Raw genomic sequence first — 21,631 nt, forward strand, 5'->3', positions numbered from 1 at the left:
TCGCGGTTCCCGGCGTTCAGACCGGCGTCTGGAAGCTCATTAAAGTGCTCACGCGTGCAGGCGAGAACGGCGGACGCTGCCCATAGCGCGACCAGCCGAGGCAAAACGCTGCTGCTTCCCCGCAAATCTTGCCTTGGCAAGGCCCCATGCCGCAGCGTGTGTGCAACTTGGCATCGCGCCAGCCGCGATGCTGCGCGACCTCACCAAAGCTGACGTCCTCACAGCGGCACATCACAGTGTCTGCGGTGGCGAGTCCGCGGAGTTGCTGATCGAGGGCGAAGGCCGTATGCATTTTCGCTGCAAAGCGGCGGTAGCGTTCGCGCTCCGCAAAGAGAGCACGCGCATCGGCTGCGTTGCCAATCGCAGCAAGCGCGGCGATGCGCCCTTCGACAGCAGACAGTTCCATGCCGCCGACGCCCGTACATTCTCCGGCCGCATAGATGCCCGGCTGGGTGGTTGCCTGAAAATCATCGACGACGATGGCGAGCACGCCGTCCGTTTCGGCGACATCGCAACCAAGCGCCGTGCCCGGGATCGTGTTGGGGACGAGACCATACGCGCAGGCGAGCCTGTCGCAGTCGATCTGCGTTTGCCTCGTACCCTGCTGCACCACGACCTGCGTGATCTTCTGATCGCCGTGTGCGGCGCTCACATAGGCGCCGCGCAGATATGGCGTCGCGCGCAAAGCGAACCGCATGCGCGCCGCCTGGGCGAGTTTCGCTGGCGTGCTCACGAGCGACATTGCGAACTGCCGCACTGCATGCGTCGGCGCCTGCTCGACAATCGCCGCAACGTGCGCGCCCTGTTCGCGCGCGGTCACGGCCGCCGCCCACAATAACGGGCCTGTCCCTGCGATAACGATGCGCTCGCCACGCACCGGCATGCCGCCCTTCACCAGCGCCTGCAACCCGCCCGCCCCTGTCACGCCAGGGAGTGTCCATCCCGGGTACGGCAGAAAACGCTCGCGCGCGCCGGTTGCGATGATGAGCTTGTCGTAACCGATCGCATAGCCGCGCGTAGCATTCTCCACGAGCAACTCGTGTTCGCGAAGCGCCTGCACGACGCGCGTACCCTGCAAACGCGCGACGTTCGCGGCTTGCGCCACCGCATCGATTGCTTCGCGTCCGCGCCCTTGCGGTCGATGATGCGGTCCTTGGCGCCAGATCTGACCGCCAGGCAGTGCGTTATCGTCGACGATGCCAACTGTAGCGCCTGCTTGCGCTGCGACACTTGCAGCATGCAGCCCCGCAGGCCCCGCACCAATGATCAGGATATCGAAATTCATGATGCAGACCTTGCTGTCCTGATGTTCATGCCGTCGGTGCAGAGCGTCTGACAGGCGAGCCGATGGCGCACGCCGTCGATCGTCACGCGGCATTCCTGGCAAACGCCCATTCCGCACAGCGGCCCGCGTTGCGCGCCGCTCACGGATTCACGCGTCACCACGTCCGCACCGCCCGTTACGAGCGCGATAGCCGCTACGACCGAACTGCCGCGCTCGACCTGCACGTCGCGTCCGTCCACGCTAATCGTCACGGGGTCACGCATGACTGGCTCCCACGTTTTCGAAGCGTGCAGGCAGGTACGGCGCAGCGTCGATTGGCAGCACGTCGCCCAGATCGAGCATCTGCGCGGCGATCAGTTTGCCCGTGGCGAGTGCAGTCGTGACGCCGAGGCCCTCGTGACCCGTCGCGAGCCACGTAGAACGGTGACAGGAGTCGTCCCCGAACGGTGCTGCGGGCCCGATCAACGGCAAGCCGTCAGTCGTGGCCGGACGAAAGCCGGTCCAGGCCCGAATCGCGTTGAGCGTCGGCAATGCCGGCAGATACTCCGCGGCCCGGCGCAGCATGCGTGCGAGAACGTCTGGTTCGATAACCGGATCGACAGTGTCGAATTGCCGTGACGATCCGATCAGGATCTGACCGGTTGGACGGGGTTGCACGTTGAACGCCACCGACGTACCGCTCGCGTTGTGGGCGCTCTTGATATAGCCGAGTTCAAGTATTTGATGACGGATCGTGCCCGGATAACGATCGGTGATCAGCAAATGCCCTTTTTTCGCCTGCATCGGTAGCCCGGGCAGCAGATCGGACGCTTGCAGACCGTTCGCCACTAGCACGGCGCCCGCTGCGATCGCCTCACCGCTCTCGAGCACGACGCCCTCGCGATTCACGCGCGCAACCTGCGTATCGAGCCTGCACGTCACGCGTCCTTTCACTGGCTGCGCGAGTAGCCATGCGGCAGCGGCAGGCGCGTACACCACGGCGTCGTCGGGGAGCATCATGCCGCCACGCAGGCCTTCGCGCAGTTCGGGTTCCGCTTCGCGCATCTGCTGTGCGTCCAGCAACGAGCAGTCGACGCCCGCCTGCGCAAGCGCCTGCTGGCGCGTCTGCGCGAGTTCGTATTCCTCGTCGTCTACGGCGACCCAAAGCGTGCCGCATCGCACGAACGCCTCGCGCTCACTCAGACGCGGCGCGAGCTCGAGCCACAGATCGCGCGACCATGCAGACAACGCGAATTCGGCAGGCGAGTCGTCCATCAGCACGAGGTGGCCCATACCCGCTGCCGTCACTCCGCCGCCCACGCCCGCGCGATCGAGCACGAGCACGTCAGCGCCCTGCTTCGCCAGTTCGTGTGCACAAGCCGCGCCGACGATGCCCGCGCCGACCACCACGACGTCGGGACTCGACTGACCCGGCTGAATCACGCGCGAATGCCCCATGCGAAAGGATCGTCGGCGGAGAAAATCAGCTTTGCCTCCGCGCTCACGTGCGCCGTGCCGCGAATGCTGGGACGCACGTAGCGGCGGCTGGCATTGTCCACGTTATGACTCGTGTCTTCATGAGGCTCGTAGCTCGCTTCGAATATGCTGCCGATGATGCTTTCCTGCCGCCAGGTCGCGCCGGGTGCGAGGTGAGCGTCGGCGGCGAGGCAAGCGATCTTTGCACTCGTGCCGGTGCCGCATGGCGAGCGGTCGTACGCCTTGCCGGGACACAACACGAAGTTGCGGCTATCGACACCGGGCGTGGTCGAATCCGCAAACAATTCGATGTGGTCGATGAGCGCACCGCCTTCGCCAGTGATGCCGTTGGCTTCGAGCGCGGCGCGAATTGCCCAGGTGACATTCGTGAGCGATTCGACGTTTGCAAATTCGAGCGTCTGCCCGTGATCGGCGACGAGGAAGAACCAGTTGCCACCCCATGCGATGTCGCCATGCACGCGGCCGAGTCCCGGCACGTCGAGCTGCACTTCCGTGCGATAGCGATACGCGGGCACGTTACGGACGCTCACGCTGCCGTCGCCGTGCAATTCGGCTTCAACCACCCCCACGGGCGTTTCGATGCGATGTACGCCCGGCTTGATGCGACCCATGTGCGCGAGCGACACGATCAGGCCGATCGTGCCGTGTCCGCACATGCCGAGATAACCGACGTTGTTGAAGAAAATCACGCCCGCCGAGCACCTCGTATCATGCGGTTCGCAAAGCAGCGCGCCGACCATGACGTCGGAGCCGCGCGGTTCGTTGACCACGCCCGCACGCACGTGATCGAAATCGCGGCGAAATATGTCGAGCCGCTCAGCGAGCGGGCCACGGCCCAGATCAGGGCCGCCTTCGACGACGAGCCGTGTAGGCTCGCCGCCGGTGTGGGAGTCGATAACGGTAATGGAGTTCATGTCCACCATCCTACGCATCGGCCGCAAGGCCGTCTTGTTCGAACGCCGCTATGGCAGTGACGATTTGGGCACAGCAAAGGGAAGTGCGCCACGGCACCCGGACCCACCGGTAAGCACTGCCAGCACTCAACCACGCGAGCTATGCGAGAGTAGAAACTTGCGAGGGAATCTCGACGGGCATCGTCGCGGTATCTGGAGGCAAATCGCTCACGTGTTCCGCGCTTCCGGTGACGTGAGCAGTCTGCGCGGGCGGTGTCTGAGGGCACCGCCCATCTTCGATGGTGACTTACTTCGTACCCACCGTTTGCAGCGGCTTCCATGTGCCATTGACGACCTTGTACACCGTCACGCCGCCGTACTTGAGGTCGCCGTACTGGTCGTAAGAGAGTTCACTTGTAGTGACGCCCTTCATATTCGTAGCCTTCAGCGCGCTCAGGAACACATGCGGATCGGTCGAGTCCGCTTTCTTCATCGCATTGAACACGGCCATTGTGCCGTCGTAGGCATACGGTGCGTACAGCTCGACCGGCTGGTTGAAGCGCTTCTGGTAACGCTCGGCGAACGCCTTGCCGCCCGGCATCTGCGAGAGCGGGCTGCCCTCGGATGCGGCCAACGTGCCTTCGGACGCCTCGCCTGCAATCTTGATCAGGTTATCCGACTGGAGCATGTCCGGACCGAGCAGAGTCGACTTGATTGCGAGCGAGCGCATCTGCTTCAGCATCGGCGCAGCCTGCGTGTCGGCGCCGCCGTAGAACACCGCGTCGACATTCGCCTGCTTGATCTTGGTGAGAATCGCGCGGAAGTCCACGGCCTTGTCGTTCGTGTATTCCTCGGTGACCACCGTCGCGCCCGCCGCCTTCGCGGCCTTGGCGAACTCTTCGGCCACGCCTTGTCCGTAGGCGGTGCGATCGTCGACGATCGCGAGGCGCTTGAACTTGAGCCCCTTCACAGCGAAGTCACCGAGCACCGCGCCGAGTTGCGTATCGGAAGTCAGCAGGCGGAACGTGGTGGGCAGCCCGAGGCGCGTGTAGCTGGGGGCAGTGGCCATGGCAACTTGCGGCGTGCCCGCTTTCGCGTAGATCGGCGCGGCCGGAATGCTGGTGCCCGAGTTGTAGTGACCAATCACGGCGACCACACCGTCGTCCACGAGTTTTTGTGCAACCGTCGTGCCGGTGCGAGGATCGGCCTGATCGTCCTGCGCATCCAGTACGAAATGCACAGGCTTGCCCCCGATAACCGGATTCGTCCCGTTCATGTCCTCGATGGCGAGCTGCACGCCGCTGCGGAAATCTGCGCCATAGTGGGCTTGACCGCCGGTGAGGGGCGCAGCGAAGCCGATCTTGACATCGACCGGCGTTGCGGCATAGGAGCATGGTGCGCCTGCCAGGGCGAGGCCCATGACGATTGCGCTGGAGATGACGGTCCTATGGAATTGCATTGTTCTTGTGCTCCTCGTTTAGTGGATTACCGCGGTACCCGCGCCCGCACTTGTGTGGCAGGCACATGCCTGTCGCCTTCCGGTCCGACCGGTGGATGGCTTGAGCAATATAAGAGTCCAAAAATCGCGGAGTCTTGAGGGAAATCGACAGCAACCAGGCAGAAATCTGCATAGTCGTCGGCGCACTCGCGCGTCGCTTTAACCGGAGCAGGCGCGGCTGTCTCCAAGGGTTTTCTCTCGCGGCTTCCAATGAAAAAAGCGCCCACGTGGGGCGCTTTCCGATGTTGCATGCACTGCAACTGCTCGAGCCTCAAGCATTCACTTCCTTCGACCACTCTGCATACCAGTTGCGGAACAACTCGTACTGCGTCTGCGCGTAACGACGCTGCGCCTCGCTCAGCGCATCGGTTTCGTAGAAATGCAGCGAATATTCCGTGTCACCGTTGAGCACCATCAGGTACTTGTAGTAAAGCACCAGGTCGGTTCCTTCATCGAACGACGACAGCACAGCCAGCGCCGACTCCAGTTCCCGCGCCTGACGGCGCGCGGTGACATCGCCCTTCGCCGCCTTGCGGCACAGGTCGACCAGTTGGAGGACTTCGCGCGGCAATGCGTTGCCAATGCCGGTAATAGCGCCCGTGGCGCCGCAGTTGACGAAGCCATGGAAGACCTGCGTGTCAACGCCTGCCATGAGCGTCACGGTGTCGTCCTGGCTCGTGATGTGCTCGGCTGCGTAACGCATGTCGGCAGCACCGCCAAACTCCTTGAAGCCGATCAGATTCGGATACCTGCCGCGCAGTTCGAAGAACAGGTCCGCACGCGTAGCGAAACCATAGTACGGGCTGTTATAGATGACGGCGGGTAGTGCCGGAGCCGCTTCGAGAATCGCGGCGAAGTGCGCTTTCTGCGCGGCGGGCGACGCCCCGCGAGACAGCACGCGCGGGATAACCATCAAGCCGCTCGCCCCTACTTTTGCGGCGTGCGCAGCGTGAGAAATCGCTTCTTTTGAGTTGACCGCGCCCGTGCCAACGATGGTGGGGATGCCGGCGGCCACGAGCCGCGCGACACCTTCCTGACGTTGGGCTTCGGTCAGTAGCGGCCAGTCGCCCATCGAACCGCAGTAAACGACGGCGGACATGCCGAGATCAACCAGTTCGCGTGCTTTGGCGACGAGTGCGTCGTAATCGGGCAGGCGGTCGGCGGTGCACGGGGTCATGAGGGCCGGAATCGTGCCAGTGAAGATGTTGTTGCTCATGCTGTTTCCTTTTGATTTGGGAGGTTTGGAAGCCGCTTTCCCGATTTGCTTTACGAGGCTTGTTCCAGCTGAGCAAGCGCCCAGGTAAGCCGATGCACTCAACAAGGGACGACTCGCGCTAAGCGCCTGTACTGGAAGCAGGTCGCAGTGACAGTATGTATGCCGGGAATTTTAGGCAGCGCTTATCTGGCCGTCTTGTCTCCGTGGCGCGCCGACGACGACGATTTCTGCATAGAGTCGCGTTTGGGGAAGCGCTGCACACAGAATCTGGGCACTGTTACCAAGCACGGTCGCTGCCTTGCGTTCCCGCAGACTTTGTTATGCGCCCATACCTCCCCTCAAAAACTTGACAACCTATCTTTAGATATATATCTTACGACACATCTTAAGACACAAATGGAGTGTGCGAGATGCGTCATCACCATCGTTCAGGCCGCCCGCACGGCGGCGACAATCCTTCGGGCGCGGGTTTCGAGCGCCGGTTGCTGCACGCGTGGTGGCATGCGTTCGGCCATCATCGTGAAGCTCACGGCCAGGGTCCCGGCGAACACGCCGATGCGGGCCATCGCTTCTCACCGCATGCGCTCTGGCATGCGATTGGACGCCACCATGACCACCGCGGCGGGCGCGGCCATTTCGGCGGCGGGCCGGGCGGCTTCGGCGGCGAAGGCGACGGATTTCCGCGCGGCCGTAAATTCAGCTCCGACGATCTGCAACTGCTGTTGCTCTCGCTGATCGACGCGCAACCGAGCCACGGCTACGAACTCATCAAGGCGCTGGAAACACGCTCGAACGGCTTCTACAGTCCGAGCCCCGGCATGGTCTATCCGGCGCTCACGTATCTGGAAGAACTCGGCTACGTCACCGTGCAACTCGAAGGCAATCGCAAGCGCTACGAACTGGCGCAGGCGGGGCGCGACTATCTCGCGGCCAACCGCGACCGCGTCGAGTTGATGCTCGCGAAGCTCAGCCACATCGCGCGCAAGATGGATTCGGTGCGCCGCGCGTTTGCCGGTGAAGAGCCGGCCGACATCAGCGAAGGCGGTTGGGCACCCGAGCTGAACGAAGCACGCCGCGCGCTGAAAAATGCGCTGCTGCGTCGTGACAATGCGCCGGCCGACGAACAGCGCCGCATTGCCGCGATCCTGATGCGCGCGGTGAAGGAGATCGAAGGCGAGCGCAATCCGGGCAGCGGTCATAGCGACGACGCATCCACCGCCTGACATCGCGAACGCCGGCGTCTCACGCGCCGCTCTTCACCGCACGCACGCCGCGCTAACGCGCGGTACGCGGCTCACCGAACCTACCGCTTTGCATCGGACCAGCTCAATGACGACTTCAGAAAACCGACCCGACCTCGCCGTGCATCGCGTGCGGCACCCGCTCAAATTCCGCCTGCTGCAAGTGAGCAAAGTGCAGGCGCTGACACCGCATCTGATCCGCGTGACCTTTACCGGCGAAGACTTGCACGACTTCGTGTCCGCTTCATTCGACGATCACATCAAGGTGTTCTTCCCGGAACCGGGCGCGGACAAGCCCGTGCTGCCGGAAGCCGGCCCCGACGGTCCGGTGTTTCCCGAAGGACGGCGCCCCACCGCACGCGACTTCACGCCGCGTCGCTTCGATCGCGAGGCTCGCGAACTCGACATCGAATTCGCCATGCACGAAGCCGGCCCGGCAGCCACATGGGCTGCACAAGCGCAGGTCGGGCAGTACCTCGGCATCGGCGGGCCGCGTGGCTCGCTCGTGATCCCTGCCGCTTTCGACTGGCATTTGCTGATCGGCGACGACACCGCACTGCCCGCAATCGCGCGCCGACTTGAGGAGCTGCCGGCCGGCAAGCGCGTGGCCGCCGTGATCGAAGTGGCCGACCCGTCGGCTCACATCGAGTTCGAGACTAGGGCCGAGTTGCATCTGGTGTGGCGTTATCGCAGCGAAACCGGCTCTCGCGGCGAGGCTTTGCTGCAAGCGGTCCGCGAAACGTATCTGCCCGAAGACGGCGAAGGCTATGTATGGGCTGCGGGCGAGTCGGCGACCATCCGCGCGATTCGTCATCATCTGTGCATGGAACGCGGCGTCGACAAAGCGCGGATTCGCGCGGCGAGCTACTGGAAGCAGGGCGCGGCGGCCGTGCATGAAACGATAGACGACTAAGCGCCGTACGAGCATCCGGCTTATGCGATGAGTGGCCAGACGCGTGCAAGCGGCGCGCTTATAACAACAACAAGGAACCTTGCCAATGTATTCAATTGACGCAAAGCACGAGCGCCGTTTGCTCTGGCTGCTCGCGCTGACCCAGTTCACCATCATCATGGACTTCATGGTGATGATGCCGCTCGGTCCACAGATCATGCACGCGTTTGGCATTGCGCCGGCCGGCTTCGCCACCGCGGTGTCGGCGTATTCGTGGTGCTCGGGTCTGTCCGGACTTTTTGCGGCTACCTACATCGACCGCTTCGACAGACGGCGTCTGCTGCTCACCATGTATGCGCTCTTCGCGATGTCGAATCTCGCGTGCGCGCTGGCGAGCAGCTTCGCGTTGCTGCTGGCCGCGCGAGCTTTCGCAGGGATAACGGGGGGCGTGCTGGCATCGGTGATCATGGCGATCGTCGCCGACGTGATTCCCGTGCAACGACGCGGCGCCGCAACCGGCACGATCATGACGGCCTTCTCTCTCGCCGCAATCGCCGGCGTGCCGGCCGGCGTGATGCTAGGCGCGCATTTCAGTTGGGCCGCGCCATTCTTCCTGCTGGTCGGGCTGTCGTTCGCCGTGTGGGTGGCGGGCTGGCAACTGGTGCCGTCGCTGGCCGGACATCTCAGCCGGCGCCAACCGCCGCTCGCCGAAATACTGCCCGATCTGTTGCGGCTTCTCGGCAACCCACGGCATATGTCGGCCTTTGCACTGACCTTCGTAATGATGGTCGCGCATATGCTGGTCATCCCGTTCATTTCGCCGGTGCTCGTTGCCAATCACGGCGTGTCGCCCGAACAACTGTCGTGGCTATACATGGCCGGTGGAGCAGCAACGTTCTTCACCTCGCGACGGGTCGGCAGACTCGCAGACCGGTTCGGTGCACGGCGCGTCTTCCGTATCACGGCGCTGCTTGCCTGTCTGCCAGTCCTTTTCGTCACTCATCTGCCGGACCTGCCGTTCTATGCGCTGCTTCTGTTCTTCCCGGTTTTCATGGTGTTGATGTCGGGGCGAATGGTGCCGATGCAGGCACTCTTGACCACCGTGCCGCAGCCCGATCGACGCGGCGCGTTTCTCAGCGCGAACAGCGCGCTCCAGGCGCTCGGCACAGGATGCGGCGCGTGGATCGGCGGTCTCATGCTCGGCAGTTCGTCCGCCGGCCAGATAGTCGGCTATGGAACCGTCGGATGGGTGTCGGTCGCGGTCGCGCTCACCGGCGTGCTGTGGGTTTCGCGAGTTCGAGGCGCGCGCAGCGACGGCGCCGCACCGGCACCCGCGGTCGTGCACGGTGAGGTCGTCGGCGAAAGCTGAAGCTTACGGTCCCTACCGCACGGCCTCGGCGCGATCATCACACCGGTTCCGCGCCGAGATCCGCCAACGGATGTGCCTCCTGCTTCCAAGGCGAACTCAGAAAGTGCCTGACGCGCTCGGGCCGCACTTCTGCGAGCGTGGCAGGCGCCCAGCGTCCTTTGCGATCTTTATCGATCAGCTGCGCGCGCACGCCTTCGCAGAAGTCGCCCTCCTCGATTGCGCGCTTCACGATGCCGAGTTCCATCCGGAAACACTCGGCAAGCGTCATCTGGCGGCCACGCAACAGCGCCTCACGTGTGACGTAAAGCATGGTGGGTGAATGCGCGGCGAGCGCGTCGTAAGTGGACTGCAGCCACTGCCTGACTTCGCGCGGCGGGTCGCGTTCGAGATCGTGCCGCAACGTCGCCATGATTCTGTCGACGCCGGAACGCCGGTCGAAGTGCCGCTGGATCAGTTGCGTGAATGGCGTGATCGCGGCGTGCGGAACGATGTTGCACGGCGGCTCGACGACCCCGCGCAAAGCGCTCAGCAGATCGCCCTCGTGCGACATGTGCTGCAATCGCTGTTCGCAAGAAACCAGCCAGTCGGCAGGCACACATTGATCGGCCAGTTGCAGCCGCAACGCATCGGCGCCGGACAAAGTCGCGCCGGTCAGGCCCACGTACAACTCGAGCTCCGCGGGCATCACGCTCAGAAAACGCGTTGCGCCGACGTCCGGCAGGAAGCCGATGCGCGTCTCCGGCATCGCAATCTTGCTGCGCTCGGTGACGACGCGCAAACGCGCCGCCTGTCCGAGGCCCATGCCGCCGCCCATCGCGATACCGTCGAGTATTGCCACCACCGGCTTCGGGAAAGTGTGCAATGCGTAATCGAGCCGGTATTCGTCGACGAAAAACGCGAGCCAGCGGCTGTCGCCGCTTGTGGCGAGCCGGTGCACTTCGCGCACATCGCCGCCCGCACAAAAGCCCTTGTGTCCAGCCCCTTTCAAGGCAATCGCGACAATGCTGTCGTCGTTGCGGCAATGCTCGACGAGCACCGCGAGCTCGCGAATCATCGCGTGCGACAGCGCATTAAGCGCTGCCGGCCGGTTCAGCGTGATGACGGCGACTCGGTTGATCACGCGAAACTGGATTTCTCGTTGAGCTTCGCCGCCTGTAACGGACGCGTTCTCGGGCACGACGCTCTGCAAGGCGCTCATCGTTGCGTCTCCCCGCGAGCGTGTGCTGCTTGCGTCGAACTCGTTGTGTGTTCGCCTTGCGCGATCTGCCAGCGCGGCGTGCGTTTTTCGAGGAACGCATTGACGCCCTCGCGCTGATCGGCGCCGTCGAACAGATCGACAAAGTGCTCACGTTCCACTGCAAGCGCGGCTGAACGCGGCACGCCATTGCGCGCCTGATGAATCAGCGTCTTGCTGAAGCCGACTGCCTGCGGGCTCAGTGTCGCGACGCGCGCCGCCATGCTCAATGCAGCCTCGCGCGCGGCGCCCTTCTCCACGACTTCTTCAACGAGACCGATGCGCAGCGCGGTCGCTGCATCCACGCGTTCGCCGGTGAGAATCATGCGTTTCGCCCAGCCTTCGCCGACGAGCCACGGCAGCGTTTGCGTTCCGCAACCGCAAGGCAGCAGGCCAACTGCGGTTTCGGGCAGCGCCATCACCGCGTGCTGTTCGGCGATCCGTATGTCGCACGCCAGCGCGCATTCCAGCCCGCCGCCCATCGCAAAGCCGTTGATCGCAGCGATCACCACGGGCCGCGCATTCTGCAACGCTTCAAAGGCCGCGCCGAAGCGCACTGCCGCGACGCGCGCCACTTCGCGATTGCCGTCGGCGAAAGCATTCAGATCGGCGCCAGCACTGAAGAACTTCGGACCTTCGCCGGTAATGACTATTGCGCGGACACGAGTCTCGCCGTTCAGGCGCTCCACCGTCTGCTGCAACTGCAACAGACCGTCAGGTGTGAATGCGTTCGCAGGGGGACGCTTCAGCGTGAGTTGCGCGACGGCGCCCTCATGTGCGTAGTCGAGTTCAATCATCGCGCATCTCCATTACCGGTGGCTTTGGCGGTGTTTTCCGCGGTCTCGTGACGATAGAGCTTGATGACTGCGGAAAAGTCCAGACGACCCGCGCCTTTTGCGCTCATCGTTTGATAAAGCTGCTGCGCGAGTGCGCCGAGATAGACCGGTTGACGCGCGAACCTGGCGGCGTCGGTGGCCAGTCCGAGGTCTTTCAGCATCAGATCGGTGCCGAAGCCACCGCTGTAATCCCGCGACGACGGCGCACTATCAATTACGCCCGGCATCGGGTTATACGTGTCGGAACTCCAGCAACGCCCCGTCGACGTATTGATAATGCCGGCCAGCACTTTCACGTCGATGCCGAGTGCTTCACCCAGCGACATGGCCTCCGCCACGCCCGCCATCGTGATGCCGAGCACGAGGTTGTTGCAGATCTTCGCGACCTGGCCGGTGCCGGTATCGCCGCAATGCACGATGTTCCTGCCCATCGCCGACAACACCGGCTTGACCTTCTCGTACGCACTCGCACTGCCGCCGACCATGAACGTCAACGTGCCCGCAGCCGCACCGCCGGTTCCACCCGACACGGGCGCATCGACAAACGTGTTGCCCCGTTGCTGCGCGAGTTCGGCAAACGCCCTCACGCTTGCCGGATCGATCGTGCTCGAATCGACGATGGTCACGCCTTGCGGGATGCCGGCCAACACGCCGTCGTCCGCGGTCAGCACGCTGCGCACATGCGCTGCCGCAGGCAGCATCGTGATCACGCATTCGACGTCGGCCACCACCGCTTTTGGCGAAGCGGCAGCGTGAGCGCCCGCGTCGACGAGCGCCTGCACCGCTTGCGCATTGAGGTCGAATACATTGACCGCGTGGCCGGCCTTCAGCAGGTTGTGCGCCATCGGCGCGCCCATGTTACCGAGCCCGATAAAGCCTATTTTCATGATCTCGTCTCCGTTCTCGCGGCGTCGTTCAGCGCAGGCTGATGGTCGTGTTCACGCCGTCGTTGACCGTGTCGTCGTCGAACCAGCGCGCGGTGACGGTCTTGGTTTGCGTGTAAAACTGCACGACCTGCTTGCCATAGGGGCCGAGGTCGCCGAGCTTCGAGCCGCGCGAACCCGTAAAGCTGAAGAACGGCACGGGCACCGGAATCGGAATGTTGATGCCGACCTGGCCCACGTCGATTTCGCTCTGGAACTTGCGCGCCGCCGCGCCGCTCTGCGTGAAGAGCCCGACGCCATTGCCAAACGGATTGCTGTTGACGAGCGCGATCGCATCGTCGAGCGTCGCCGCGTTCAGCACGAGCAGGACGGGCCCGAAAATCTCCGTGCGATAAATCTCCATCTCCGTGCTGACGTCCGCGAATATCGTCGGGCCAATGAAATTGCCTTGCTCGTAGCCGGGCACAGTCACGTCGCGGCCGTCGAGTGCGAGCGTAGCGCCCTCTTTCACTCCGGCTTCGATCAAGCCGAGAATGCGCTCTTTCGCCGCGCGCGAGACAACGGGGCCGATATCGGTGTTCGGCTCGTTGCCCGCGTTCACCTTCAGCGTCTTCGCCTTGGCGACGATGTCCGGCAGCCATTGCTGCGCGGCGCCCACCAGCACCACCACCGAAGTCGCCATGCAGCGCTGCCCGGCCGCGCCAAAGCCCGCACCCGCAAGCGCGTTCAAGGTCTGCTCGCGGTTTGCATCGGGCAGCACGACGGCGTGATTCTTTGCGCCCATCATCGATTGCACGCGTTTGCCGTGTTCGCTGCCGAGGCGGTACACATGTGTGCCGACCGCCGTCGAGCCGACGAACGAGACCGCTTTTACCAGTTCGTGCGTGCAGAGCGCATCGACCACGTCCTTGCCGCCGTGCACCACGTTCAGCACGCCTTTCGGCACGCCCGCCTCCAGCGCGAGTTCGACCAGCTGCATTGTCGACATGGGGTCCTGCTCAGAAGGCTTCAGCACGAACGTATTGCCGCATCCGATCGCCATCGGGAACATCCATAGCGGGATCATCGCGGGAAAGTTGAACGGCGTGATGCCGGCGCACACGCCGAGCGGCTGGCGCAGCGTGTAGGTGTCGACGCCACCGGCGACGTTTTCCGCGAATTCGCCTTGCTGCAAGCTACCGATAGAACACGCATGTTCGACCACTTCGAGTCCGCGGAAGATATCGCCTTCTGCATCGGGAATCGTTTTGCCCTGCTCGGCGCTCAACGTCTTCGCGATTCGCGGCATGTGTTCGCGGATCAACGCCTGATACTTGAGCATGATGCGCATGCGCGCGCCAATCGGCGTGTCCTTCCACGTCTTGAACGCGGCATGCGCCGAGCGGATCGCTTCGTCGATTTCACCGGCGGTAGCGAACGGCACGCGCGCCAGCACCTGTTGCGTCGCCGGGTTGACGACGTCGCGCCATTCGGTCGTCCTGGATTCGACGAACTCACCGTTGATCAGCAGCTTGACGGTATTCGAAGCAATTGCGCTCATGCTGAAACTCCTGTGCGTTGGCCGCGTGACGGCCGGACAGTGACTGAAAACAGAAAATGTTCGATAACGCTTTGCGCGACTCAGCGCAGGTCCGGGAAATCTTCTTCCCAGTATTCGTCCGGCAAGCGCGCCGGTTCCGCCTGGCGCTCCATTTCACGGCGCCGCAACTCGACGCGGCGAATCTTTCCGGAGATGGTCTTCGGCAACTCGCTGAATTGCAGACGGCGAATACGCTTATACGGTGCGAGTTTTTCGCGCGAGAACGCGAACACGGCGCGCGCGAGCTCAGGCCCTGCCTGATAGCCGTGGCGCACCGTGACGAATGCCTTGGGCACCGACAGGCGCAGCGCATCGGCGCTCGGCACAACGGCCGCCTCGCCGATGGCCTCGTGTTCGATCAGTACGCTTTCGAGTTCGAACGGGCTGAGCCGGTAATCGGACGATTTGAAGACGTCGTCTGCGCGACCGACATACACGTAGTAGCCGTCCTCGCGGCGCAGCGCCACATCTGACGTGCGGTAAAAACCGTTGCGCATGGCTTGCGCGGTCGCTTGCTCGCTGTTCGCATAGCCTGTCATCAGACCGAGGGGCCGCTGCTTGCCGTCGGGTCCGATCGGCAACGCGATCTCGCCTTCGGTCACCGGCTGATCGTCGGCATCGAGCAGCTCGATTCTGTAGCCCGGCAACGGACGGCCCATCGAACCCGCAACGACCGGTTGCCCCGGCGAATTGCCGATCTGGCAAGTGGTCTCGGTCTGCCCGAAACCGTCGCGAATCGTAATGCCCCAAGCGTGCTTCACGCGCTCGATGATCTCCGGATTCAACGGCTCGCCCGCGCCGACGATTTCGCGCAGCTTCACCGGATAATCGGTGAGGCGCTCCTGCACGAGCATTCGCCACACAGTGGGCGGCGCGCACACCGTCGTGACGTTGAAGCGCACCAGCACATCCAGCGTGTCTTTCGGCACGAAGCGCGCAAAGTTGAAAACGAATACACAGGCCTGCGCATTCCACGGCGCAAAGAAGCAGCTCCACGCGTGCTTGGCCCAGCCGGGCGAACTGATATTCCAATGGATGTCGCCCGGTTGCAGGCCGATCCAGTACATCGTCGACAGGTGGCCGACCGGATAGCTTTGATGCGTATGCTCCACGAGCTTCGGCTTGGACGTCGTGCCCGACGTGAAGTAAAGCAGCAGCGGATCGGTGGCGCGAGTCACACCGTCAGGCGTGAATTGCGGCGATGCGTCATACGCCGCCGCAAGATCGATCCAGCCGTCGCGCCGCGCGCCCACTGAGAGACGCGTCAACGGCACGTCGAGCGAATCGAATTTGGATAGCTCGGCACTGTCGACCACCACGAAGTTCGCGCCGCCGATCTGCACGCGGTCGCGCACATCGTCCGCGGAAAGCTGGGTCGTGGCCGGCAGCACGATCGCGCCGAGCTTCATTGCGGCGAGCATGACGTCCCACAGTTCGACGCGATTGGGCAGCATCAGCAGCACACGGTCGCCGCGTTTCACCCCGACGCTGCGCAGGAAGTTCGCCATGCGCGCGGAGCGCTCCGACATTTGCGCATACGAGAGACGCAGCCCTTCGCTGGCCGGGTCGTCGACGATCCACAGCGCGGTGTTGTCGTTGTCGCGTGCGATGACGTCGAAGTAGTCGAGAGCCCAGTTGAACTGTTCCAACGCGGGCCATGCAAATTCGCGGTAAGCGCGCTCGTAATCGGTTCGATGGCGCAATAACAGGTCACGCGCGTCGAAAAAGGCTTTCGCTGCAGTCATGGTCGTCTCCTGATGGGCGCGGTATGAATCCGCGTTTGCTCGGGTTTAGTTTTATCCGCAAGCTATTTTGCGCTCAAACGCCGTTCGCGCAGCGTTCAAACGTGACGCGCGATCACCATGCGCTGCACTTCGCTGGTGCCTTCATAAATCTGCGTGATGCGAGCGTCGCGGTAGTGGCGTTCCACCGCGTAATCCTCCAGATAGCCATAGCCGCCGTGAATCTGGATCGCGTTCGAGCAGACTTCTTCTGCGACCTCGGAGGCGAACAGTTTCGCCTGCGATGCCTCCGACAAGCACGGCTCGCCCGCCGAGCGCAGGCGCGCCGCGTGATGCACGAGCAGACGCGCGGCGTTCAGGCGCGTGGCCATGTCGGCGAGCATGTTCGCGATGGTCTGGTGGTCTTTCAGCGCCTTGCCGAATTGCATGCGCTCGCTCGCATAGGCTCGCGCGGCGTCGAACGCGGCTCGCGCAATACCCACGGCTTGCGCCGCGATGCCGATGCGCCCGCCTTCGAGATTCGACAGCGCGATGCGCAAGCCCTCGCCCGGTTCGCCGAGCAGATTCGCTTCAGGCACCGCGCAGTCGTCGAGTGAAATCGGACACGTGTCGGAGGCGCGAATGCCGAGCTTGTGTTCCGGCTTGCCGACGTTGAAACCCGGCGTATCCGTCGGCACGATGAACGCGGACAGGCCACGCTTGCCGCGGTCGGGATCTGTGACCGCGAACACGATCGCGATGTCGGCTCGCGCGCCGTTGGTCACGAACTGCTTGCTGCCGTTGAGTATCCATTTGCCGTCGCAGAGCACCGCACGCGTGCGCAGATTGTTCGCTTCGGAGCCCGCCTGCGGCTCGGTCAGGCAGAACGCGCCGATGCGCCGACCGGTCGCAAGGTCGTGCAAATGGCGGTCTTTTTGCGCGTCGCTGCCGAAGTTCAGGATCGGCCCGCAGCCGACCGAGTTATGCACGCTCATCAGCGTCGCGCACGCGGCGCAGCCCGCGGCGATTTCCTCCAGGGCGAGCGCGTAGGCCACGTAGTCGGTGTACGAGCCGCCCCACTGCGACGGCACGTTCATGCCGAGAAACCCCAGATCGCCCATTTGCCTGACCACGTCCGCCGGCAGTTGCGCGTCGCGATCCCATTGGGCAGCGTTCGGCGCGAGGCGCTCGGTTGCGAAGTCGCGCGCGGCGTCGCGGATCATGCGTTGTTCTTCGGTGTAGAAGCTGTCCATGGGTCCGAGTCCTTTGCTTGCGTTCGAGGCCAAGTGTAGGCAAGCGACTCGCCGGCTTCGATGCTCAGCCCGATCATTGTGTGTGAGCGCGTTTGCCATACTGGTACGATGCAGTACTGCCACGCGGCCGCTCTCTCGCCCGGTGTCGAGTCACCATAGGGAAAACGTTGAGCGCGATTGCCACTCTGCCATGCTTGCGAACAACTGCTGATGAAGACCGATAAAGGCACGATCTCCGTGAGTCTCGTCGAGGAAACACTCGCGCTTGCCAGGGCACGCGGTTTCGACGCGCTCCCGCTCGCCGAAGCGGCCGGCATCGCCGCACCCATGCTGGCGTCGCCGAAAAGCCGCGTGTCGTCCGCGCAATACGGCGCGCTGTGGGCGGGCATAGCACGCGCGCTCGACGACGAGTTCTTCGGTCAGGACTCGCATCGCATGAAATGCGGCAGCTTTATCGCGATGACGCAGACGGCGCTCACGGCGCGCAACGGCGCGCAGGCGCTGGCGCGAGCGGTTGGCTTCATGCGGCTCGTGCTGGACGACCTGGGCGCGTGCATCGAGACGGACGCCCAGCGCGTGCGGCTACGCTTCGTCGAACGCAAAGGCGCAAAGCCGCCGACGATGTTCGCTTATGCGACGTATTTCATCGTCGTCTACGGGCTCCTGTGCTGGCTCGTCGGACGCCGCATACCGTTGATCGAGGCGCGCTTTCGCTGCGCGGAACCTCCCGCTGCGCACGAGTACCGGCTCATGTTCTGCGACGACATGGCATTCGCGCAACCGGAGTCGTACGTGGATCTCTCACCCGTATTCGCCGAGCTGCCCGTGATCCAGACGGCGAAGTCGGCCAAGCCGTTCCTGCGGGACGCGCCGGCAAGCTTCATCGTCAAATACCGTAATCCCGGCTCGTTCGCGGCGCGCGTTCGCAAGACGCTGCGCGCGCTGCCCATGATGAACTGGCCCGCAGCTGACGAGATGGCCGCGCGCCTGCACGTCGCCGAGGCGACGATGCGGCGGCGGCTGAAACAGGAAGGTCATACCTATCAGTCGATCAAGGACGACCTGCGGCGCGACATTGCAATCGGCGAACTGCAGCAATCCAGGCGGACGATCGCGGACATCGCCGCGTCGGTAGGCTTCGCCGAGCCGAGCGCATTTCATCGCGCATTCCGCAAATGGACAGGCATGCGGCCCACCGACTACAGGCCGGTGCGTGCGGACTTCACGCGGCGCCTGGAATCGGACTAAGCTGTAAGCAGCAGGCCAGTCTTACTGGAGTGTCGGCCCGCGCCGGTCGATACCCGTCGACGGCGCGCGGCGCCCTTAGCGATGAGCACGTATCCGCGTCGCCCGTTCCGGCAATCCGGCGCGCATCGGCCGTTTATCCACGGCGGTGTTGTGCGCCGGCTCATGCGCGGCATGACCGCGCGCGGCATGCTTTTGGCGTTCGTAATCGGGGTCGCGCTTGCGTGGGTGTCCGGCTTCCTGTTCGCGTCGCGCGAATACTCGTTGGCGCCCGCGGCCCAGGCGGCGCCGGTCACTACACAGGCCGCCACCGGGCATGTGCCCAATAGCGTCGTCGTGATTCCGGTGAGCGGCGCGATCGGTCCGGCAAGCGCCGACTTCATTGTGCGCAGCCTGCAGCGCGCCGCCGACGACCACGCCCAGCTCGCGGTGCTGCAACTGGATACGCCGGGCGGGCTCGATACGTCCATGCGGCAGATCATCAAGGCAATACTCGGCTCGCCGGTGCCGGTCGCGACGTTCATCGCCCCGAGCGGCGCGCGGGCGGCGAGCGCGGGCACCTACATCGTCTATGCGAGCCACATTGCGGCGATGGCGCCGGGCACCAATCTCGGTGCGGCGACGCCGATCCAGATGGGCATTGGCGGCGCGGAGCCGCCAGGCCGCGACAAACCGGGACTGCCCGGCTTGCCCGGCACGGACGACCGGCAGCCGAAGGCGCCGACCGGTCCAGCGGGCGCTGCTTCCGGCACTGCATCCGCCGGCGCTTCGGGCAACGCTTCGCGCGGCGCGGCAAGTGACGCCGCCACCGGCGCCGCAAGCGCGCTCCCGCTCGACACTCAATCGACAGAACTGCGCAAGCAGGTCCACGACGCCGCTGCCTACATCCGCGGCCTCGCGCAAATGCGCGGTCGCAACGCCGATTGGGCCGAACGTGCGGTGCGCGAAGCGGTAAGCCTGAGCGCAAGCGACGCGCTCGCGCAACATGTCGTGGATCTGACCGCGCGCGACGTGCCGGATCTGCTGCGCCAGCTCAATGGCCGCACGGTCACGACGACCACCGGCAACGTCAAGCTCGCGACAGCCCAGGCCCCCGTCGTGATGCTCGAGGCCGACTGGCGCAGCCATTTTCTCGCGGTGATCACCGATCCGAACGTCGCGCTGATGTTGCTGATGCTGGGCATGTACGGCCTCTTCTTCGAGTTTGCCAATCCTGGCTTCGTGCTGCCGGGCGTGGTCGGCGCAATCAGCTTGCTGATCGGTCTGTTTGCCATGCAGATGCTGCCGATCAGCTACGTCGGCCTCGGTTTGATCTTTCTCGGCATTGCGTTTCTGATCGGCGAGGCATTCCTGCCGACGTTCGGTTCGCTTGGCTTCGGCGGGATCGTCGCGTTCGTGATCGGCGCGTTGATGTTGATGGACACCGATGTGCCCGGTTACGGCATCCCATTGCCGATGATCGCCGCCGTCGTCGTATTCAGTGTGCTGTTCGTGCTGGGCGTGTCGAGGCTCGCGCTGCGCGCGCGGCGCAGGCCGGTCGTGACCGGTTCGGAAGGGTTGATCGGCAGCGTGGGCGTGGTGCTCGAAGGCGGTCTGCCTGTTGGCACCACCAAGGCCAATGGCATGGCCGCCGGCTGGGCGCAGGTCAAGGGCGAGCGCTGGCAGGTGTCGAGCGCGGTTCCCGTTGCGGCGGGCCAGGCGGTGCGAGTAACCGCGCGCAATGGGCTGACGCTAACGGTTGTGCCCGTGGCGCCCGTTGAGGGAATGGTGGAGCAAGGAGCTCGCGTGGGATCGGAGTAAGCGCTGAAGCGCTAACTCTGGTCGACCGCTCTGCATGGGAGACAGTTCATGATTGGGTTCACTTTTGGTTTCTCCAGCATTCTGATCCTGATGGCGGCCGCGCTCATCGCTTCGTCAATCAGGATCTTTCGCGAGTACGAACGCGGCGTCGTGTTCATGCTCGGGCGCTTCTGGAAGGTCAAGGGGCCGGGGCTCGTGCTTATCATTCCGGTCGTCCAGCAGGCTGTGCGCATGGATCTGCGCACCGTCGTATTCGACGTGCCGCCGCAGGATGTCATCACGCGCGACAACGTCTCGGTGAAGGTCAACGCCGTCGTGTACTTTCGCGTCGTCGATCCGGAAAAAGCTGTGATTCAGGTGGCGCGCTATTTCGAGGCGACCAGCCAGCTATCGCAAACCACGCTACGCGCAGTGCTCGGCAAACATGAACTCGATGAACTCCTCGCGGACCGCGAGCAACTGAACGCCGACATCCAGAAAGTGCTCGACGCGCAGACCGATGCGTGGGGCATCAAGGTCGCGATCGTCGAAATCAAACATGTCGATATCAACGAAACCATGATCCGCGCGATTGCCCGTCAGGCCGAAGCGGAGCGCGAACGGCGCGCCAAGGTGATTCACGCGGAAGGCGAATTGCAGGCGTCGCAACAACTGCTGCAAGCAGCGCAGACGCTCGCGCGCGAGCCGCAGGCGATGCAGTTGCGCTATCTGCAAACCCTCACGACGATTGCCGCCGACAAGAACTCGACCATCGTTTTCCCGTTACCGGTCGACCTGCTGAACACGGTGGTCGAGCGTCTCACCAGACCGCCGCCGCCTTGATCCCGCACCCTGCTTTCGCTCACCGGATGAAACGGTGCATTGCCTCGCAACGCCTTATTCCGGATACCTGCGAAATTTAAAATGTTCGAATCGTCTATTACCGCTCCCAAGGAGCCTGTCATGAAAGTGTTCTTTCGATTTGTACTCGGCGCGCTATTGGCCGCCGCCAGCATGAGCGCCGCGTTTGCGCAGTCGTCAGCACGGCCTTACGACCCCTCCGCGCCGAAGACGCGCGCCGAGGTCAAGGCCGATCTGGTCGAGTGGCTCGCCGCCGGCTACGACCCGCTCGACTGGATCGATTACCCGTACAACGCGCAGCGCGCCGCGAGCATCGTCGCCGAACGGCGCTCGCAGCAGCCGGCGCCGAGCGTCACGCAATAAGCGTCT

19 protein-coding genes are annotated in these 21,631 nt (G+C 63.8%); 7 read left to right on the top strand and 12 right to left on the bottom strand.

Translation table 11 applies throughout. The annotated features are described in order from the left end of the window. Positions 1-16: 16 nt before the first annotated feature. The 6 genes from ACTJLB_RS18935 to ACTJLB_RS18960 all read right to left on the bottom strand — a co-directional run bounded on the left by ACTJLB_RS18935 (position 17) and on the right by ACTJLB_RS18960 (position 6,368). A complete protein-coding gene (locus tag ACTJLB_RS18935; RefSeq protein ID WP_440784164.1) occupies positions 17-1,285 on the bottom strand; it encodes an FAD-dependent oxidoreductase in 1,269 nt (422 codons plus the stop codon). Then, the gene (locus ACTJLB_RS18940; RefSeq protein WP_088173864.1) at positions 1,282-1,548 is read right to left on the bottom strand and encodes a (2Fe-2S)-binding protein; all 267 of its coding nucleotides are present in this window, start codon (positions 1,546-1,548) and stop codon (positions 1,282-1,284) included. Before ACTJLB_RS18940 ends, ACTJLB_RS18935 begins: the two co-directional genes overlap by 4 nt. Beyond that, positions 1,541-2,722: an NAD(P)/FAD-dependent oxidoreductase gene (locus tag ACTJLB_RS18945; RefSeq protein WP_440784165.1), complete on the bottom strand. Its 1,182-nt coding sequence runs from the start codon at positions 2,720-2,722 to the stop codon at positions 1,541-1,543. The genes ACTJLB_RS18940 and ACTJLB_RS18945 overlap by 8 nt, the downstream gene beginning before the upstream one ends. Next, positions 2,704-3,684, bottom strand: a complete 981-nt coding sequence (locus tag ACTJLB_RS18950; RefSeq protein WP_020066216.1) for a 4-hydroxyproline epimerase — start codon at positions 3,682-3,684, stop codon at positions 2,704-2,706. The genes ACTJLB_RS18945 and ACTJLB_RS18950 overlap by 19 nt, the downstream gene beginning before the upstream one ends. A 277-nt stretch (positions 3,685-3,961) precedes the next feature. After that, on the bottom strand, positions 3,962-5,113 hold the full coding sequence (locus tag ACTJLB_RS18955) for a branched-chain amino acid ABC transporter substrate-binding protein (RefSeq protein ID WP_020066217.1): 1,152 nt from the start codon (positions 5,111-5,113) through the stop codon (positions 3,962-3,964). Between the two features lie 310 nt (positions 5,114-5,423). Further along, positions 5,424-6,368: a dihydrodipicolinate synthase family protein gene (locus ACTJLB_RS18960; RefSeq protein ID WP_310066656.1), complete on the bottom strand. Its 945-nt coding sequence runs from the start codon at positions 6,366-6,368 to the stop codon at positions 5,424-5,426. A 410-nt stretch (positions 6,369-6,778) separates the two neighbouring features. Between ACTJLB_RS18960 and ACTJLB_RS18965 the strand changes: the two genes are divergently transcribed. The 3 genes from ACTJLB_RS18965 (at position 6,779) to ACTJLB_RS18975 (ending at position 9,870) form a co-directional block, all read left to right on the top strand. After that, positions 6,779-7,591 (top strand): PadR family transcriptional regulator, encoded by an 813-nt coding sequence (locus ACTJLB_RS18965; protein WP_408166999.1) that lies wholly within the window; start codon positions 6,779-6,781, stop codon positions 7,589-7,591. 106 nt (positions 7,592-7,697) lie between these two features. Further along, on the top strand, positions 7,698-8,522 hold the full coding sequence (locus ACTJLB_RS18970) for a siderophore-interacting protein (protein WP_440784166.1): 825 nt from the start codon (positions 7,698-7,700) through the stop codon (positions 8,520-8,522). Between the two features lie 85 nt (positions 8,523-8,607). Continuing rightward, the gene (locus tag ACTJLB_RS18975; RefSeq protein WP_408195922.1) at positions 8,608-9,870 is read left to right on the top strand and encodes an MFS transporter; all 1,263 of its coding nucleotides are present in this window, start codon (positions 8,608-8,610) and stop codon (positions 9,868-9,870) included. A 37-nt stretch (positions 9,871-9,907) separates the two neighbouring features. Here the strand turns inward: ACTJLB_RS18975 and ACTJLB_RS18980 are convergent, their stop codons facing one another. From ACTJLB_RS18980 to ACTJLB_RS19005, 6 genes are all read right to left on the bottom strand, one after another. After that, positions 9,908-11,068: an enoyl-CoA hydratase/isomerase family protein gene (locus ACTJLB_RS18980; protein ID WP_020066222.1), complete on the bottom strand. Its 1,161-nt coding sequence runs from the start codon at positions 11,066-11,068 to the stop codon at positions 9,908-9,910. Further along, positions 11,065-11,901, bottom strand: a complete 837-nt coding sequence (locus ACTJLB_RS18985; protein WP_310350960.1) for an enoyl-CoA hydratase — start codon at positions 11,899-11,901, stop codon at positions 11,065-11,067. The genes ACTJLB_RS18980 and ACTJLB_RS18985 overlap by 4 nt, the downstream gene beginning before the upstream one ends. Continuing rightward, positions 11,898-12,827 (bottom strand): 3-hydroxyisobutyrate dehydrogenase, encoded by a 930-nt coding sequence (gene mmsB, locus ACTJLB_RS18990; protein ID WP_440784169.1) that lies wholly within the window; start codon positions 12,825-12,827, stop codon positions 11,898-11,900. Before mmsB ends, ACTJLB_RS18985 begins: the two co-directional genes overlap by 4 nt. A gap of 28 nt (positions 12,828-12,855) precedes the next feature. After that, positions 12,856-14,364 (bottom strand): CoA-acylating methylmalonate-semialdehyde dehydrogenase, encoded by a 1,509-nt coding sequence (locus ACTJLB_RS18995; RefSeq protein ID WP_440784170.1) that lies wholly within the window; start codon positions 14,362-14,364, stop codon positions 12,856-12,858. Between the two features lie 80 nt (positions 14,365-14,444). Next, a complete protein-coding gene (locus ACTJLB_RS19000) occupies positions 14,445-16,148 on the bottom strand; it encodes an AMP-binding protein (protein WP_440784171.1) in 1,704 nt (567 codons plus the stop codon). 95 nt (positions 16,149-16,243) lie between these two features. Then, on the bottom strand, positions 16,244-17,377 hold the full coding sequence (locus tag ACTJLB_RS19005; protein ID WP_440784173.1) for an acyl-CoA dehydrogenase family protein: 1,134 nt from the start codon (positions 17,375-17,377) through the stop codon (positions 16,244-16,246). A 210-nt stretch (positions 17,378-17,587) separates the two neighbouring features. On the opposite strand from ACTJLB_RS19005, the gene ACTJLB_RS19010 reads away from it, so the two are divergent. From ACTJLB_RS19010 to ACTJLB_RS19025, 4 genes are all read left to right on the top strand, one after another. Further along, positions 17,588-18,625: an AraC family transcriptional regulator gene (locus tag ACTJLB_RS19010; RefSeq protein ID WP_440784175.1), complete on the top strand. Its 1,038-nt coding sequence runs from the start codon at positions 17,588-17,590 to the stop codon at positions 18,623-18,625. Between the two features lie 81 nt (positions 18,626-18,706). Further along, positions 18,707-20,422 (top strand): NfeD family protein, encoded by a 1,716-nt coding sequence (locus ACTJLB_RS19015; protein ID WP_440784176.1) that lies wholly within the window; start codon positions 18,707-18,709, stop codon positions 20,420-20,422. 48 nt (positions 20,423-20,470) lie between these two features. Then, positions 20,471-21,244 carry a slipin family protein gene (locus tag ACTJLB_RS19020; protein ID WP_131318740.1) on the top strand — a complete coding sequence of 258 codons (774 nt, stop codon included), beginning with the start codon at positions 20,471-20,473 and terminating at the stop codon, positions 21,242-21,244. A 120-nt stretch (positions 21,245-21,364) separates the two neighbouring features. Beyond that, positions 21,365-21,625 (top strand): DUF4148 domain-containing protein, encoded by a 261-nt coding sequence (locus ACTJLB_RS19025; RefSeq protein WP_020066231.1) that lies wholly within the window; start codon positions 21,365-21,367, stop codon positions 21,623-21,625. The last annotated feature ends 6 nt before the right edge of the window (positions 21,626-21,631 follow it).

It is taken from the genome of Paraburkholderia sp. 22098 (assembly GCF_052045935.1).
In the GTDB taxonomy this organism is placed as follows: Bacteria; Pseudomonadota; Gammaproteobacteria; order Burkholderiales; family Burkholderiaceae; genus Paraburkholderia; species Paraburkholderia caledonica.